Annotated in this window: 11 protein-coding genes and 1 tRNA gene; 6 read left to right on the forward strand and 6 right to left on the reverse strand. The window is 39.7% G+C overall.

From position 1 onward, the window contains the following. Window positions 1-11: 11 nt before the first annotated feature. Complete coding sequence (locus ACLLO5_RS05875; RefSeq protein WP_413176017.1) at window positions 12-668, forward strand: YqiA/YcfP family alpha/beta fold hydrolase; 657 nt, start codon at window positions 12-14, stop codon at window positions 666-668. 77 nt (window positions 669-745) lie between these two features. Then, window positions 746-1,894, forward strand: coding sequence for a histidinol-phosphate transaminase (locus ACLLO5_RS05880; RefSeq protein ID WP_413174553.1), 1,149 nt, complete (start codon window positions 746-748; stop codon window positions 1,892-1,894). Here the strand turns inward: ACLLO5_RS05880 and ACLLO5_RS05885 are convergent, their stop codons facing one another. Together ACLLO5_RS05885 and ACLLO5_RS05890 are read right to left on the reverse strand one after the other, a co-directional pair. After that, window positions 1,895-2,449, reverse strand: coding sequence for a hypothetical protein (locus tag ACLLO5_RS05885; protein WP_413174554.1), 555 nt, complete (start codon window positions 2,447-2,449; stop codon window positions 1,895-1,897). It abuts the gene before it with no gap. A 573-nt stretch (window positions 2,450-3,022) separates the two neighbouring features. Continuing rightward, window positions 3,023-3,625 (reverse strand): N-acetyltransferase family protein, encoded by a 603-nt coding sequence (locus ACLLO5_RS05890; RefSeq protein WP_413174555.1) that lies wholly within the window; start codon window positions 3,623-3,625, stop codon window positions 3,023-3,025. 1,093 nt (window positions 3,626-4,718) lie between these two features. On the opposite strand from ACLLO5_RS05890, the gene ACLLO5_RS05895 reads away from it, so the two are divergent. The 3 genes from ACLLO5_RS05895 (at window position 4,719) to ACLLO5_RS05905 (ending at window position 9,668) form a co-directional block, all read left to right on the forward strand. After that, the gene (locus ACLLO5_RS05895; protein WP_413174556.1) at window positions 4,719-8,261 is read left to right on the forward strand and encodes a response regulator; all 3,543 of its coding nucleotides are present in this window, start codon (window positions 4,719-4,721) and stop codon (window positions 8,259-8,261) included. A gap of 95 nt (window positions 8,262-8,356) precedes the next feature. Continuing rightward, complete coding sequence (locus ACLLO5_RS05900; RefSeq protein WP_413174557.1) at window positions 8,357-9,547, forward strand: hypothetical protein; 1,191 nt, start codon at window positions 8,357-8,359, stop codon at window positions 9,545-9,547. 50 nt (window positions 9,548-9,597) lie between these two features. Then, window positions 9,598-9,668: transfer RNA gene (locus tag ACLLO5_RS05905), tRNA-Gly, on the forward strand. A 299-nt stretch (window positions 9,669-9,967) separates the two neighbouring features. Here ACLLO5_RS05905 and pstB read toward each other — a convergent pair. From pstB to pstS, 4 genes are all read right to left on the reverse strand, one after another. Further along, window positions 9,968-10,774: a phosphate ABC transporter ATP-binding protein PstB gene (pstB, locus tag ACLLO5_RS05910; protein WP_413174558.1), complete on the reverse strand. Its 807-nt coding sequence runs from the start codon at window positions 10,772-10,774 to the stop codon at window positions 9,968-9,970. Window positions 10,775-10,831: 57 nt separating this feature from the next. Further along, window positions 10,832-11,713, reverse strand: coding sequence for a phosphate ABC transporter permease PstA (gene pstA / locus ACLLO5_RS05915; protein WP_413174559.1), 882 nt, complete (start codon window positions 11,711-11,713; stop codon window positions 10,832-10,834). Between the two features lie 199 nt (window positions 11,714-11,912). After that, complete coding sequence (pstC, locus tag ACLLO5_RS05920) at window positions 11,913-12,863, reverse strand: phosphate ABC transporter permease subunit PstC (protein WP_413174560.1); 951 nt, start codon at window positions 12,861-12,863, stop codon at window positions 11,913-11,915. 172 nt (window positions 12,864-13,035) lie between these two features. Then, a complete protein-coding gene (pstS, locus tag ACLLO5_RS05925) occupies window positions 13,036-14,214 on the reverse strand; it encodes a phosphate ABC transporter substrate-binding protein PstS (RefSeq protein WP_413174561.1) in 1,179 nt (392 codons plus the stop codon). A 437-nt stretch (window positions 14,215-14,651) separates the two neighbouring features. Here pstS and ACLLO5_RS05930 point away from each other — a divergent pair, with 437 nt between their 5' ends. Next, window positions 14,652-15,239: a biotin transporter BioY gene (locus ACLLO5_RS05930; RefSeq protein ID WP_413174562.1), complete on the forward strand. Its 588-nt coding sequence runs from the start codon at window positions 14,652-14,654 to the stop codon at window positions 15,237-15,239. Window positions 15,240-15,284 lie beyond the last annotated feature (45 nt).

Here is a 15,284-nt window from a genome sequence, read left to right on the forward strand (position 1 = left end):
AGAGATACTTAATTTTGACTTCATACATCTATCTTCATGGCTTTGCATCCAGTCCTCAATCGACAAAGGCAAAGGATTTGAGCGATCGCTTTACTAAAATTCAGATCAAGCTGAAAACTCCCGATTTAAATGCTGGTGATTTCTCTCATCTGACAATTACCCGTCAAATCAATCAAGTAACCACTGAATTTCCTGATCATTCCGTACCTGTAACTCTTATTGGTTCTAGTTTGGGTGGTTTAACATCTGCTCATTTGGCACAACAAAACCCACAAGTGCAACGCCTAATTTTACTAGCACCTGCTTTTGGGTTTTTATCCCATTGGTTGCCCAAGTTGGGATCAGAAAAAATCCAAAGTTGGCAGCAAGAACAATATCTTTTGGTGTATCACTATGGAGAAGGACGAGAATTACCTTTAAGTTATAATTTCGTCACAGATGCTGCTCAATACCAGGAATCTTTATTACAACGTCCTCTTCCCACCTTGATTCTCCACGGGAAACAAGATGAAGTGATACCTATTCAAGCTAGTCGGGATTTTGCGCGATCGCGTCCTTGGGTAGAATTAATAGAACTCGATAGTGATCACTCTTTGGCAAATGTTACCGCCCAGATTTGGCAAGCCATTCGCTCATTCTGCCAACTGGGGAATGATTACAGGGCTTAGGGTGTGGGGAAAAAATTAATTTTTCCTCCTGCCTCCTGCCTTCTGCCTCCTGCCTTCTTCCACTGATAACTGATAAAATGCTTCCATTTATTCGTTCCGATTTAGCTCAATTTACTGCTTATAAACCTCACCCTAGTAGTAATTCAGCAGAACCAGTTGCCACACAATTTGATCGGCTGGATACCAATGAAAGTCCCTATGATTTGCCACCAGAAATCAAAGAAAAGTTAGCGTGGACTTTTCAACAAGTTATCGAAAGCAATCGTTATCCTGATGGTGGACATGAAACACTAAAAGAAGCGATCGCTCAATATGTCAATGAATCGGCTAACCATTCATCCTCTGCTGTGACTACGGCTAATATTTCCGTTGGCAATGGTTCAGATGAACTCATCCGTTCTTTATTAATCGCCACTTGTTTGGGGGGAGAAGGTTCTGTTTTAGTTGCCAATCCCACTTTTTCCATGTACGGGATTTTGGCGCAAACTTTGGGCATTCCTGTGGTCAGTGTGGGTAGAGATGAAAGCAATTTTGAAATAGATTTAAAAGCCGCACAATCAGCCCTGGAAGAAACTCAAAATCCTCCCATTCGTGTGGTTTTCGTCGTTCATCCCAATTCTCCAACCGCTAATTGCTTAACTGCGGCAGAATTGACATGGTTGAAGAGTCTCCCAGAGGAGATTTTGGTAGTTATTGATGAAGCTTACTTTGAATTTAGTCAAACTACCTTGGTTGGGGAATTAGCACAACATCCCAACTGGGTCATATTGCGAACTTTTTCTAAAGCTTTTCGGTTAGCAGCTATGCGAGTAGGTTATTGTATCGGTCATCCTGATGCGATCGCTATCTTAGAAAAAGTCCGTCTTCCTTACAATTTACCAAGTTTTTCCATTGCTTCGGCTTTAATTGCTTTACAAAATCGCCAAATTTTGCTTAGTTCCATTCCCGAAACTCTGAGTGAAAGAAGTCAACTTATTGCCGCTTTATCCCCACATCCAGCCTTGGAAATTACAGCCAGTGACACTAATTTTATTTACCTGCGCCTCAAACCAAATACTTCTCAATCTACAGAAGTTACTTTAAAAAGCCTCAACCAAACACTTAAAAATGAAGGTACTTTAATCAGATTACTTCCAGAGGGATTGCGAATTACTATAGGCACACCAACCGAAAACACTCGTACCCTCAAGCGATTGCAAATTGCCTTAGCAAACTTGGAATATTAACTATTCATCAAAAGCATCATCTAAATCACTGCCAAAATGTCGCACTATTGACACAGTTTGTGGCAGCACACCCACCAACATGGCAAAAGCCACATCTGGCAGTTCCGCAACCACTTCTGGAGGAAAATACTGTTCAAATTGATCGAGAATTTTCTGTACTCTCTGACTAGAGACAGAATTTTCTGTAATTTGTTTAATCAAGCGAATCCATTGTCTTCTGATGAGATAAGCCTTTTGACGATCATCATGAGATTCAGGAGTTAATAAGGAGAGATTGCCTATAGATATTACACATTGACAATCACTATCATAATCTCCACCTACCACCGCTCCTGGCCCGGCGAACTCTGCATGATAGCGTTTGAACAGTATTAACCCATTCCGCTTGCGACTATTGACGATGAAAACTTCTCTATTATGTAGCGACGCAAGAATTTCTGGTCTTTGCGATCGCTTAGTTCCATCTCGCATGGCAGGATTGTCCAAGAAACCAGTTTCAGGGCAATAAGTTGATACCATAGCAGCCTGATAGCGTCGGCGTTGTTCGCTATCCATGTTTTTTCAAACTTTTGACTAGAGTGGTAAGACTATGCACTTCAATATGTTCACAAACTAGCTGTTTAATTAAATCAAAGCTGTGATGTTGATCGTATATTCAAAAATTTGGGAAAAACCCTAACTAAATTTATGACTAGATAAATAAATTTTGGTTCAACACAATTAGTGATTATATTCTATGGGATTTGCTCATATTTGTCTCCAACATATCCGGATCTTTTTTAAAGTTTTCATAAAGATAAAATCTACAATACAAAGTTAACATGAGGAATACCGCCATTGTCAATCAATCGACAGTAATCACATCTCAACCCTCAGCCAAGCATAAAATAAATATTAATCATATCTAATTAGATCGAATTTAGACAAATTACTATGTACTTAATCCTTTGTTAGAGCTTATTTTAACACCAAAGCAAAAATCAACCCATCCTTCTAAATCTCTAAAAAGTAGATGCTATATATAGCAGGGAACAGGGAACAGGGAACAGGGAAGAGAAAGTGTTCATGAATCATTTAGGATTGCTATAGCTATTATTCATTTTTAATTCCGCCAGTTCGTACTATTAATTATTTCAAACGTTTATGCAGAAAAATCTGCCGTGAAGGATTAAAAAAAAATGTATTCCAATCAGATTCAATTTTATGCACTCGATATCCAAGTTTAAAATAGAGTCTTCTAGCCTGATGGTTATTTTCCAAGACATGAAGATATAAATCATGAAATCCCCAATCTTGGCAAACTTGTTCACAACTAGTGAGTAAACTGGAAGCCAATCCATATCTACGATATTTTGGATCAACAGCTAAATTAGATAAATAAGGAAAACTCCTCTGAAAATTTGCCCACGAATCGCTGAAACGTACACTCAGTTCCACAGTTCCTAATACTTGATTAGTGCCACTTATACTCTTATCAATAGCCACCAGACAAACCTGATGAGGTGTCCTTGAAGCTAGACGATGCCTTAAATCTTCATAGATACCCAAACGAAACAAAGGAAACGCCCACCCCCATAGCCCTTTTTGGGAATGAAAGCTTTCAGCAATTATTTGGGCAATACTATACAAATCAGCAGATGTAGCCACACGGATTTGGATTTGTCCAGAATCAGGAATGGTCGCATCTGTAACAGAGTGTTGGTAGTTTGGGTGAAAAAACCAGGATTTCAAAGCTAGTTAGTTATAGGTTGAATTTGATGGAAAGATAATTTTCTTCAGTATACTTTTATCATCTGTGTCAAAGGCATCAACAATGATTTGGCAATGTTAAAACAAAGGTAACTGCTTTTAGCTGGAACGGGCAGAAGTCGCACGCTTCACTTCGTCTAAACGTAAGATGAATGTACCGGACAGTGAGGATTTCCATCTCGACCATCACGACTGTCACTCGTTGGGAAAGTGAGGAGGGCGAGGAATCGCCAATCCTCTCATGTATTCACGAATAATATCTGTTTTGGTTATTCCTGTTTACTGTGTGTGTTTCTCCAATGTATATACACCATAGATACATAAACAACCAGTTGATAGTGACGTAGCTGGCATGAATACTAACAGTGTAGTAGAAAGATCGTAACTGCCGACGATGATGCTAAAATTCGGGTGTTAAAATATTCTAAATTGTGGTATAACAGGCTGGTTGTATCAGTGATGTATCATGCGGATTGGTATAATAATCTTTAGCCCTACTCAATCTTCAATTCTGGATTTCCCTGACACTACAACCTGTCTTAGTATTAGTTTTAATGGCTAAATTTGAAACTGGTACTTGTTTAATAGTATACTTTATCTGGAAATATGACTATTATATGTCTTATTCATAACTCCACCATGATCACGATCAATAAAATTAACCTGGAAGTGTTAGTACAACCGCTGGGGTGGGAAAACTGAATATATAGGTTCTTGGTGCTGGTTTATGAAAATGAATGGGCGTTATGTAGTCTAAAAAGGTTATAAAAGGAGGTGGCAAAGAATTTATTCACTCAACGTCAAAAAATATTTGGATTTTAGATTGACTACACCTAATCTTGGGTTAGGGGGAATTTTAGATTCGTGCCACCAAAAATCTGGTGGGGCATAAACCCCAAAAACCTTGTAATCCAACATACATCCAAGATTCGTAGTGAATAAGCACTCTTATACCTAACAGTCATCTGTCCCAACAACTATTGGTCGAAATGGTCGAACCTTACCTGATTCAGAAAAATCCTTACCTGATCAGATTATTCTTTACCCAACTGCCATTGCAGTAGGAAAGCGGTACATGATATCACAAGCAAACAGTAAGCCGAAAATTTTGGTCGTCGATGATGAACCAGACAACCTAGACTTGCTTTACCGCAGCTTCTATCGCGAGTATCAAGTGCTGAGGGCTAACTCTGGTCCTGCGGCGCTGGAATTGTTGGCACAAGAGGGAGACATAGCCGTGATCATCTCAGATCAGCGGATGCCAATGATGAGCGGTACAGAATTTTTAAGTCTCACAGCAACTCAGTACCCAGACATAATCCGTATTATTTTAACGGGCTACACTGATGTAGAAGATTTGGTGGAAGCTATTAACTCTGGCAAAGTATTTAAATATGTTACTAAACCTTGGGAAGCTGAAGAACTGAAAGCTGTAGTAAGACAAGCTTTGGATACACATAATGTTCTTAAAGCCAGAACCCGTGAACTCACTCGCACACTCCGTCGTGAATCTCTGCTGAATGCTGTCACCAATACCATTCGCAGTGCCTTAGACTATCGGCAGATATTACAAACCATCGTCGATACAGTTGGGCATATGTTGGAGGTAGATGTTTGCCTGTTGCGTCCTTTCCAAGATGACCAATTGGCAGATGAAGGATTTATTTACCAAAAACCTACTTCAGATTCTGATCAAAAACAAAATATATCCAGTAATGGGGATAGTGATCCTCAAACATCTCAATCTGATGATCAGCCTCTATCTGACAACCTCAAACGTATCACCCCTGTATCTATTTTAGCTCAAACAGTGTGGGAAACCAGTCAAGTAGAAGTGATTCATAATGTGACTGGGGATCAGCGTATCCAAGATGATGCTGAACGCGCTGCGGCTTTTAGTGCTGCTAATATTTGTTCTACCTTGGTAGTACCGCTAATTTGTCAACAAGAACTTATTGCAGTATTAGCCCTACATCAATGTCACCAAGGGCGTTCATGGGAAGAAGAAGAGGTTCAATTAGTATCTTTAGTAGCGAATCAGGCTGCTTTAGCGTTGTCTCAGGCGTATGCTTATGAACAAGTAGAAGCTTTAGCAAATAGAGAAGCTTTAATTAATACAATTACGAGAGAGATTCGTTCTAGTTTAGACCCACAAGATATATTTGCAGCTATAACGCAAAGATTGGGACAAGCGTTGCAAGTGGATGGCTGTGTTTTGTCTTTATGGACTCAGGACGATGAATTTGTCGAATGTGTAGGCTTGTATGACAGTTCTAAAAATTTAGAGAATTTTGAGGATAGTCGTCTTAGTAGTAATAATCGCTCCTTAAATCAACACTTATCTCGATCGCAATCCCCGATTCAGAAAAATCCGATTTTACAGGAAATATTAAGAACACAAGAGCCTGTTGTTATTACTGATATTAATCACTCTTCTTCAGATGTTCAGGCCTTTGATTTACCATTGAAAATGCGCCCGCGATCGCTCATGGTTGTTCCCCTGCTGATTGATGGCAAATGCATTGGTAGTATTACTTTGCGAGAAGGTGATAAAATCCGTCGATGGCTGCCATCAGAGATTGAATTAGCCAAATCAGTAGCAGCCCAAGCGGCGATCGCAGTTCAACAATCACGCCTGTATCAAAAAACTCGTGAACAAGCTGAACGCTTAATAGAACTAGACAGACAAAAAACCGAATTTTTCCAAAATATCTCCCATGAATTTCGGACTCCTATCACATTGATTCAAGGCCCATTAGAATCAGTAGTGGCAATAGGAGAAGGCTTATCCCATGCTCAAAGTGAGATCGCCCTTCGTAATTCCCGCCGTCTTTTGCGATTAGTAAATCAACTACTCGATTTACAACGCTTAGATGCAGGCAGAATGCAGCCTAGTTTCCGTCCTTGCAACATGGTCGAATTTGTCAGCCAAATAGTTGAATCATTTCGTCTCTACTGCGAGAAAAAAGGGCTGGAAGTTGTCACTGATTTACTGGAATGTCCCACAGTCTACCTAGACATGGAAAAATTTGACAAAGTGCTTTACAACCTCTTGTCAAACGCCATGAAATTTACTCCCGACGGAGGAAAAATCAGCGTTAAACTTTTCAATGACGGGAATAGCTGCATATTGCAAATCCAAGATACAGGAATTGGTATTCTTCCTGAACAAATTCCCCACCTATTTGAGCGATTTCGTCAAGCAGAAGGCTCAGAAAACCGCACCTATGAAGGCAGTGGCTTGGGTTTATCCCTAGTTAAAGAATTAGTAGAGCTACATGGCGGCGAAGTCTCTGTACAATCAGTTTATGGTAAAGGCACTAAATTTACATTGCAGTTGCTAACAGGTGCAGATCACTTACCTCCACAACAGGTACTAGAAACACCCGGTGAATTGAATACAAGTCGTGCCAGTGTGGAATTAGCCGGTTTAGAACAGTTGGAATCAACAATAGACAATACAGAATTTATTACCAAAAAATTATCCAGTAATTCACAAACCACAGACTCTAATAGCAAAATCAATCCTACCCCAATTATCGGGCAATCAGTCCTAGTGGTGGATGATAACCCAGATATGCGCTCTTATGTAGCCGAAATTCTCCGTCACAGCGGCTATCAGATCATTACCGCTCGCAACGGATACGAAGGGTATAATATAGCACAAGAAATCCGTCCTGATTTAATCATCACTGACTTAATGATGCCATTGGTGACGGGAATAGAAATGATTCAAATGATCCGTAGCCAAGATCAAATGCGAGGCATACCTATCATTTTACTAACTGCAAAAGTTGATGAAGAGACTCGTATCGAAGGAACAGAACATGGTGCTGATGCTTATTTAGCTAAACCATTTAATGATCGGGAACTTCTGGCAGAGGCGAGGAATCTTTTAGCCCTGAAGGAAAACGAAAAACGAGTTTTGGAATTAAACACCTACCTAACAGAATCTGTACTCAAACGCTTTTTGCCATCAGCACTAGTAAAGAAAGCTGCATCTGGTAGTTTGTCGCTAGATTTACGGCCAGAACCCCGCTTAGTTACAGTTTTGTTTAGTGACATTGTGGGGTTTACTCAGCTATCCAACACTCTCAGATCCCGAAAAGTCGCAGAAGTGCTAAATGAATATTTAGAAACCATGACCAAAGTTATTTTTAACAATGGGGGTACTGTCGATAAATTTATGGGAGATGCTATCTTAGCCTTGTATGGAGCGCCGGAAGAACTAACTCCAAATGAACAAGTGCGTCGTGCTATAAATAGTGCCAGAGGAATGCAACACGCATTAATTGATTTAAATAAGCGTTGGCTAGAACAAGGTATATTTGAGACTGATGGACGCAAAGGCGTACAGTTCCGCTGTGGTATCCATCAAGGTACAGCAGTTGTGGGGATGTTTGGCAGCGATGAACGTGCTGATTATACAGCTATTGGCCCTAGTGTGAATATTGCAGCTAGGTTGCAAGCTGTCGCTGTACCTGGAAATATCTTGGTTTCTGCGGCAGTAGCAGATTATTTGCAGGAAGAAGAAATTACTAAAGGTAGCCCCTTAGAACTTAAAGGAATAGATGAAACAGTTCTCACATTTGTAGTCACACCAGAACCAGTTAAATAGCTAATAACTAAAATTCATACTGGAGAAGCATAAACAGTTAGCTTCATGAAATTGCTAAGTGATATCCAGTCTTAAATTTAAGAATGATACCCTCAGTGACAGATAAATCTCTATTTGCCGCACCAAGCTGGAAGAGACATAGTGATCCACCTTTTTTATGGATTACTGTATTTATAAGTTCAATTTCTCTACATTTATTAGTATTTTGGTTTTTACGCTCATCTGATGAATTTAAACCTTGGGTTCTCCATTCTCATCAAGCCGAGATTGCTGTTGATTTAATAGATATTTCACCTCAATTAAAATCACAAAAACAATCAACAGCTACAACAAATGTTATACCAAAACTTTCCTCTTCAACTCAAAAGCCTGTAAGATCATCTTTACCAAAAACTGCGCCAACAACTATTGAAAAACCAGAAGATGATGTTATTAATTCTGAGTTTAATGATCAATCTGTAAACTCCACACCCACACCAACAGAAACATCTTCACCAACGGAAACTCCTACGCCAACGGAAACTCCTACACCAACAGAAACATCTTCACCAACGGAAACTCCTACGCCAACAGAAACATCTTCACCAACGGAAACTCCTACGCCAACAGAAACATCTTCACCAACGGAAACTCAAATTCCATTAGGTGAACTTCCCTGGAATCGTCGTCAAGAAGTGCGTTTAGGAAAAGGAACTATATTACCCGATGGTTTGTCGCCAGATTCACCAACTCCAAATCCAGAAGATTCACCAACTCCAAATCCAGAAGATTCACCAACTCCAAATCCAGAAGACTCACCAACTCCAAATCCAGAAGACTCACCAACTCCAAATCCAGAAGACTCACCAACTCCAAATCCAGAAGACTCACCAACTTCAAAAGGAGGAGGTGTAATAGCTAGTGTTGACCCTATACTGAAGGATGAAGTAAATCAATTAATACAAGAAAAGAAATTAAGAGTTGATGGTTTACCTGATGTTCTGGCAGAATACCAAGGTAGTCGCAACAAAGAATTAGAAATTAGTGTTCTTCCCAGCGATTCTGGTTTGAAACCAGCAAATATACTTGCTAGTTTAGTGATTGATAAAAATGGTAACTTTCAACAAGCAATGGTCATTAATATAGAACCGGCAATACTCAGCAGTGAAATTAGCATATATGAACAAGCTCTGAATGAGATTTTTAAGCAAGAGAGTTTTGTCGGTGCCTATAATGAGGATGGTTCACGACCAGAATTGAGTAATTTATATTTGCGGATTAGAATCGAGCCAATTAATTCTCAATAAAGGCTTGTAATTTCAGAAAGGCTATGTTATGGTTAAGTAGCTGGAAATTTGCGGGTGTAGTTTAGTGGTAAAACTTTAGCCTTCCAAGCTAATAATGCGGGTTCGATTCCCGCCACCCGCTTTGAAAAGAATTAGAAACATAAAGTACGGAGATAACCCAAGGGGGGATAACACGCCTCTAGGGAATGGTGAATTCTGCTGTAAAGAATGGTGAGAAATTTAGTCAAAAAAAATATCACTGTACAAATTTTCCAGTGATAGGTAGATTTAGATGATTTTTCATAGATATAGCAATGTACAAGGCAGTTAGGACATTTTGAAAATCTAAAACTTTGTAATGACACTGGTTTTAATTTTGCCTTTTGCCTTCTGCTATAGCTGCCACATTTCAGATAGAATCTGTGACAGGACTCTTGATGTTTACCCGAATCTACCGCTGATGTAAGCTTTGGTGTCTTCTTGTTGTGGATTGTTGAAAATTAATTCTGTTGGTGCGTATTCTACTAAATATCCTGTACGTCCACCTTTTTCTGAGGTTTTGACGTTAAAAAATGCTGTTTTATCAGAAACCCGTGCTGCTTGTTGCATATTGTGGGTAACGATCACAATTGTGTATTGTTCTTTGAGTTCGTGAATTAGTTCTTCAACCCGCAAAGTGGAAATAGGATCAAGGGCAGAACATGGTTCATCCATAAGTATAACTTCTGGTTGAACTGCGATCGCTCTGGCAATGCATAACCGTTGTTGTTGTCCACCAGATAGGGATAAACCACTTTGGTTCAGTTTATCTTTCACTTCATCCCACAAAGCGGCTTGTCGCAAACTCCTTTCTATCAATTCGTCCATGTTGCCTTTATAGCCATTAATTCTGGCACCAAAAGCGATATTTTCTTTGATTGATTTGGGAAAGGGGTTTGGTCTTTGAAACACCATACCAATCCGACGACGTACTTCTACTGGATCAATATGTGGTGCATACAGATTATAATCACCAAAATAAACCTTGCCTTCAGCGCGAAATGATTCAATCAAGTCGTTGAGACGGTTATAGCAGCGTAGTAATGTACTTTTACCACAACCAGAGGGTCCAATAAAAGCTGTCACCTGATTTTTGGGAATATCTAACCAAATATTTTGTACAGCTAAAAAGTTACCGTAGTAGATGTTGAGGTCTTCTGTACGTAAAACCACTTGAGTCCCATTCATTGTACTAGCGTTGATAGCCATAAATAGTTTAGGGATAAATTGTAAAGATGATTGATGTATTCTGTTGATGGAATATAGTTAAGCTTTTTGTCTGGTTGCCCAGCGAGCGATGATACTTGTAATTAGAACCATCAAAACTAAAATTAAAGAAGCCGCCCAAGCTAATGACTGCCAATTTTGAAATGGTGAAATTGCAAAGTTATAAACTAAAACAGCGAGAGAAGCCGTAGGTTTGAGTAAACCATTAGGCCAAAAAGAGGAAAACAACGCTGTAAATAATAATGGTGCTGTTTCTCCAGATGCTCTGGCGATCGCTAAGGTAGAACCAGTTACAATTGCAGGTAAGGCAGCTGGTAAAACTACCTGTGTAACGGTTTGTAATTTCGTAGCCCCTAACCCCACAGAAGCTTGTCGTAAGTCTTGGGAAACCAACTGTAAAGATTCGTCTGTGGTTCTTACAATAGTGGGTAACATTAGAATTGCCAACGCAAACCCACCACCCAAAGCTGAGTAAGAGCCTAAATTCAGCTTTACCAATGTCAAAACCACAATCCCGTAGGCAAATACACCAGCAATAATTGAAGGAACTCCACTCAGAACATTCGTAGCAAAACGTACCCAACGAGCAATTTTACCAGAACTAAACTCTGTTAAATAGATAGCTGCTAATACTCCAGTTGGAATACTGATCAAAGCACCAATCCCAACCATGAGTATTGTTCCTAAAATGGCATTACCAAAGCCTCCACCCTTGCGGAAAGGTGCTGGAGGTAGTTGAGTAAATACATCTAGATTCAGACTGCTAAACCCTTTAAACACTACATAAGAAAGCACCGCTAACAAAGGAACTAACGCCAATACTCCACAGAAAAATGCTAAAACGGTCATTACCGTGTTAAACAAAGTGCGGGGAGAATAAGGGGAGCGAGTCAAACTGCTTTGGGGAAAATGAGAAGTCATAAAGCAGGAAATAGGGAATAGGGAGTAGAGAATAGGTTTAAAAGTCTCTTGATGTAGGGATTTTTAGGTAAATTTTGTCCCTCATTCAAGTGCATACCGCTATAATTCAACTTAATATGGCAGTCAGCTTTTAATCACCCTTGTATAGTAGGGATTTGAAAATTTGAGCTTTTCCTAATTATCCTAGTAACTGCCCTAACTACAAACGCTTAACCCGGAGAACGATAAACTCAGCCAGAATATTGACTACCAGTGTCAGGATAAACAGCACTAAAGCGGCATACATTAAAGCTGCTACTTGTAAACCACTAGCTTCAGAAAATTGATTTGCTAGTAGTGAAGAAATCGTATTTGAGGGAGCTAACAAAGAAAAACTAATGTTGTTAGAATTACCGATTAACATAGTAACAGCCATAGTTTCGCCCATTGCTCGGCCAAGTGCTAACATGACGGCGCTAACAATGCCAGAAAAAGCAGCAGGAATCAGAACTTGAAAAATTGTTTCCCAACGGGTTGCTCCCAGTCCCACAGATGCTTGTCGTAAACTAGCGGGAAGGGAAATTAAAGCATCACGGGATATAGCGGTGATAATTGGCAAAGTCATAATTGCTAATATCACTCCTGCGGGTAACATTCCAGGGCCTGTCGGTGCAGAACTAAAAAGTGGTATCCAGCCTAGATAACTATGTAGCCATTTTCCCAAATCATTTAGAATCGGGATTAACACAAAAATCCCCCATACACCATAAACAACACTGGGAATAGCAGCTAATAGTTCTACCAAAAAGACCAATACCAGACGCACTTGAGAGGGGAGAAAATTCTCACTTAATAAAATAGCTGTACCAACACCTATAGGGACAGCTAATAACAATCCAATAAAGGAACTGATTATAGTTCCATATACTGCTGGCAATACTCCATATTCATTGTTAACAGGATTCCAACTGCTTTTAACTAAAAAGCTCACACCAAATTCTTGGATAGCAGGCCAAGCGCCAATAGCCACTTGTAAAGCAATCCATAATAGAGTACCAGCGATCGCAAGAGCAAAAATCCGTGTTAACCAAATGAAGCTCCGATCTAGAGATTTGTCAAGTTCAGAGCGTTTTTTAATTGCTGAAGGCAGATTCTGAAAATTGGTGGTCATGAATGCTGACTGTAAAAATCAAATCAGAAAAATAGAAGCGGGAACCAGACTTACTGAAATTCTTACTGCTGCGTTTTTTGCTTCTGATACATTAATCAGGGTTCCCAACTGATTAATTCAGAAATGTGGATAACCTAATATTTAAATTTTGCAGCCAAATACCACTGTGAGATTACTTACTCGCACTAGTAGCACCACCAACAGCAATTTTATAATCAGGGCTGATTTGGTCAGCAGCTGAAGCCACCTTAGTAATCACATTTGCTGGTAGAGGAACATAGCCTAATTCACCAGCGAGCTTTTGACCATCAGTTAAAGCATACTCGATAGCTGCTTCCATAGCTTTTGCTTTTGCTGCATCAGGATATTTTTTATGGGCTAGAATCCAAGTATACGTTACAACAGGGTAAGAATCTGCACCTTCTGGATCGGAAATGAAAGCGCGGAGATTTTCTGGTAAGGTTACAGCCTCTAAAGTTTTAGATGCTGATTCTTCATTTGCGGTAATAAACTTACCACTCTTATTTTCCAAAGCAGCTATCTTCAAGGTGCTTTGTTTAGCGTAGCCATATTCTATGTACCCAATTGCACCTTGAGTTTGTTGGATTTGGGCAGTCACACCTTCATTACCCTTACCACCTACTCCCACTGGCCATTTTACACTTTTGCCATCACCAACTTTTGTTTTCCATTCTGGACTAATGGCGCTGAGATGTTTTGTAAATACACCTGTAGTACCACTACCATCAGCGCGATACACAACGGCTATCGGCAGATTTGGTAACTTTGCTTCAGGGTTAGCTTTTGCGATCGCCGGATCATTCCAAGATTTAATTTTACCCAGTAGAATATCAACATAAACAGCTCGTGGTAGTTTCAGATCAGGAACATCCGGCAAGTTGTATGCTAGAACAATGCTACCAGCAGTTACAGGCAGTAGAAGTACACCCTTATCTGGTGGGATTTTGGCAATTTCTTCATCCTTCATTGCCACATCACTAGCACCAAAATCCACAGTACCTTTAGTAAATTGCTCAACTCCAGCACCGCTACCAACTGATTGATAATTAACTTGCAAACTTGGATACTTTTTGTTCAACTCAGTAAACCAAGTTTGGTAAAGTGGTGCAGGAAAAGATGCACCAGCACCAGTTAAGGTAACATTTCCACCCAAGTCTAATTTAGCAGGGCTAGAAGCAGTAGTATTTTGAGCCGTTCCTGTAGTTTCATTTGTAGCAGCATTGTCAGGGTTTGAACCACCACCACAAGCAGCTAAACCTAGAGTCAGTGCTAATACGGCAATTGAATTTTTTATGCGACTATTGTTAACTGAAATATTACGTAATAGCATTGCTGTCCAAATTTTGTAGATTGCCAGATGAGCGCCTCTAACATACCTCTAAATGTTTAATCTCAGGTAAACAAAAGGTTAACAAGCCAAAAATTACGTATTATTACTCACAAACCATAAAAATTTATGTCATGTTGACTGAAAAACCCAGCAGAAAACAGGATTAAAAATATCTTTTTGTTATTTATTGAAAATTGAGGACAGAACGTAGTAAAATCTCCACCTTAACCATAGGTTGTTCCGGATTTCGGATTTCGGATTGATGCCAAGGATAAATCCAGGAGCTTGTAGCATGAAGAAATTATTGTCCATAGATTCTAAGCTAATTGCCTCCATAACCGATACAAACAAGCATCTCTCAAACCTGACTTTTCATTTTTCATCCTTAGCTTATACTGGTTGGTGTTTCCTTTGGCCTTTTCCCTATTGCCTAATAAATGTTTGCTGCTTCCAATCAATTACTATGGTCCATGATTGGCTTACTCCTAACAATGGGTGGCACGTTCCTAGAAGCCTATGGCACTACCTTACCTTGGAATTGGAGTCAGCAAGGAATTAAAACCTTTTCATTAGGTGTTAGTTATCAAATCGGTGCGGTGCTGTTGGTGGGTTGTTTAGGAGGCAAAAATGCTGGTGCGCTTTCCCAAATTGCTTATTTAGTCATGGGATTAACATTATTACCTGTATTTGCCGAAGGAGGTGGTATAGGTTATGTTAAGCTATCTCAGTTTGGCTATTTGCTCGGCTTTATTCCGGGAGCTTGGATTTGTGGCTATTTTGCCTTTAAAGCTAGACCTCGTATAGAAACTCTAGCTTTTAGCTGTTTATGCGGCTTGTTCACCGTACACATCTGTGGCATAGCTTACTTGATGATCAGTTATCTTTTCCCTTGGAGAGTTGGAGAAAATCTACCTTTAATCCAAGCTATTGTTAAATATTCCTGGTTGTCATTACCAGGACAACTAGTTGTAGTTTGTGCTGTCACTATAGTAGCTTATGTACTACGACATATAATGTTTTATTAGTCAATCGTCAGATGTTAGTTGTCAAACGACCAATGACTAATGACT

This window comes from Anabaena azotica SJ-1 (genome assembly GCF_047275885.1).
Lineage (GTDB): Bacteria > Cyanobacteriota > Cyanobacteriia > Cyanobacteriales > Nostocaceae > Trichormus_B > Trichormus_B azotica_A.

Bases quoted from the DNA above. Each gene is read 5' to 3' on its own strand.
- ACLLO5_RS05880 (WP_413174553.1), top strand. From the start codon at position 746: ATGCTTCCATTTATTCGTTCCGATTTAGCTCAATTTACTGCTTATAAA.
- ACLLO5_RS05885 (WP_413174554.1), bottom strand. From the start codon at position 2,449: ATGGATAGCGAACAACGCCGACGCTATCAGGCTGCTATGGTATCAACT.
- ACLLO5_RS05895 (WP_413174556.1), top strand. From the start codon at position 4,719: ATGATATCACAAGCAAACAGTAAGCCGAAAATTTTGGTCGTCGATGAT.
- pstB (WP_413174558.1), bottom strand. From the start codon at position 10,774: ATGGCTATCAACGCTAGTACAATGAATGGGACTCAAGTGGTTTTACGT.
- pstA (WP_413174559.1), bottom strand. From the start codon at position 11,713: ATGACTTCTCATTTTCCCCAAAGCAGTTTGACTCGCTCCCCTTATTCT.
- pstC (WP_413174560.1), bottom strand. From the start codon at position 12,863: ATGACCACCAATTTTCAGAATCTGCCTTCAGCAATTAAAAAACGCTCT.
- pstS (WP_413174561.1), bottom strand. From the start codon at position 14,214: ATGCTATTACGTAATATTTCAGTTAACAATAGTCGCATAAAAAATTCA.
- ACLLO5_RS05930 (WP_413174562.1), top strand. From the start codon at position 14,652: ATGTTTGCTGCTTCCAATCAATTACTATGGTCCATGATTGGCTTACTC.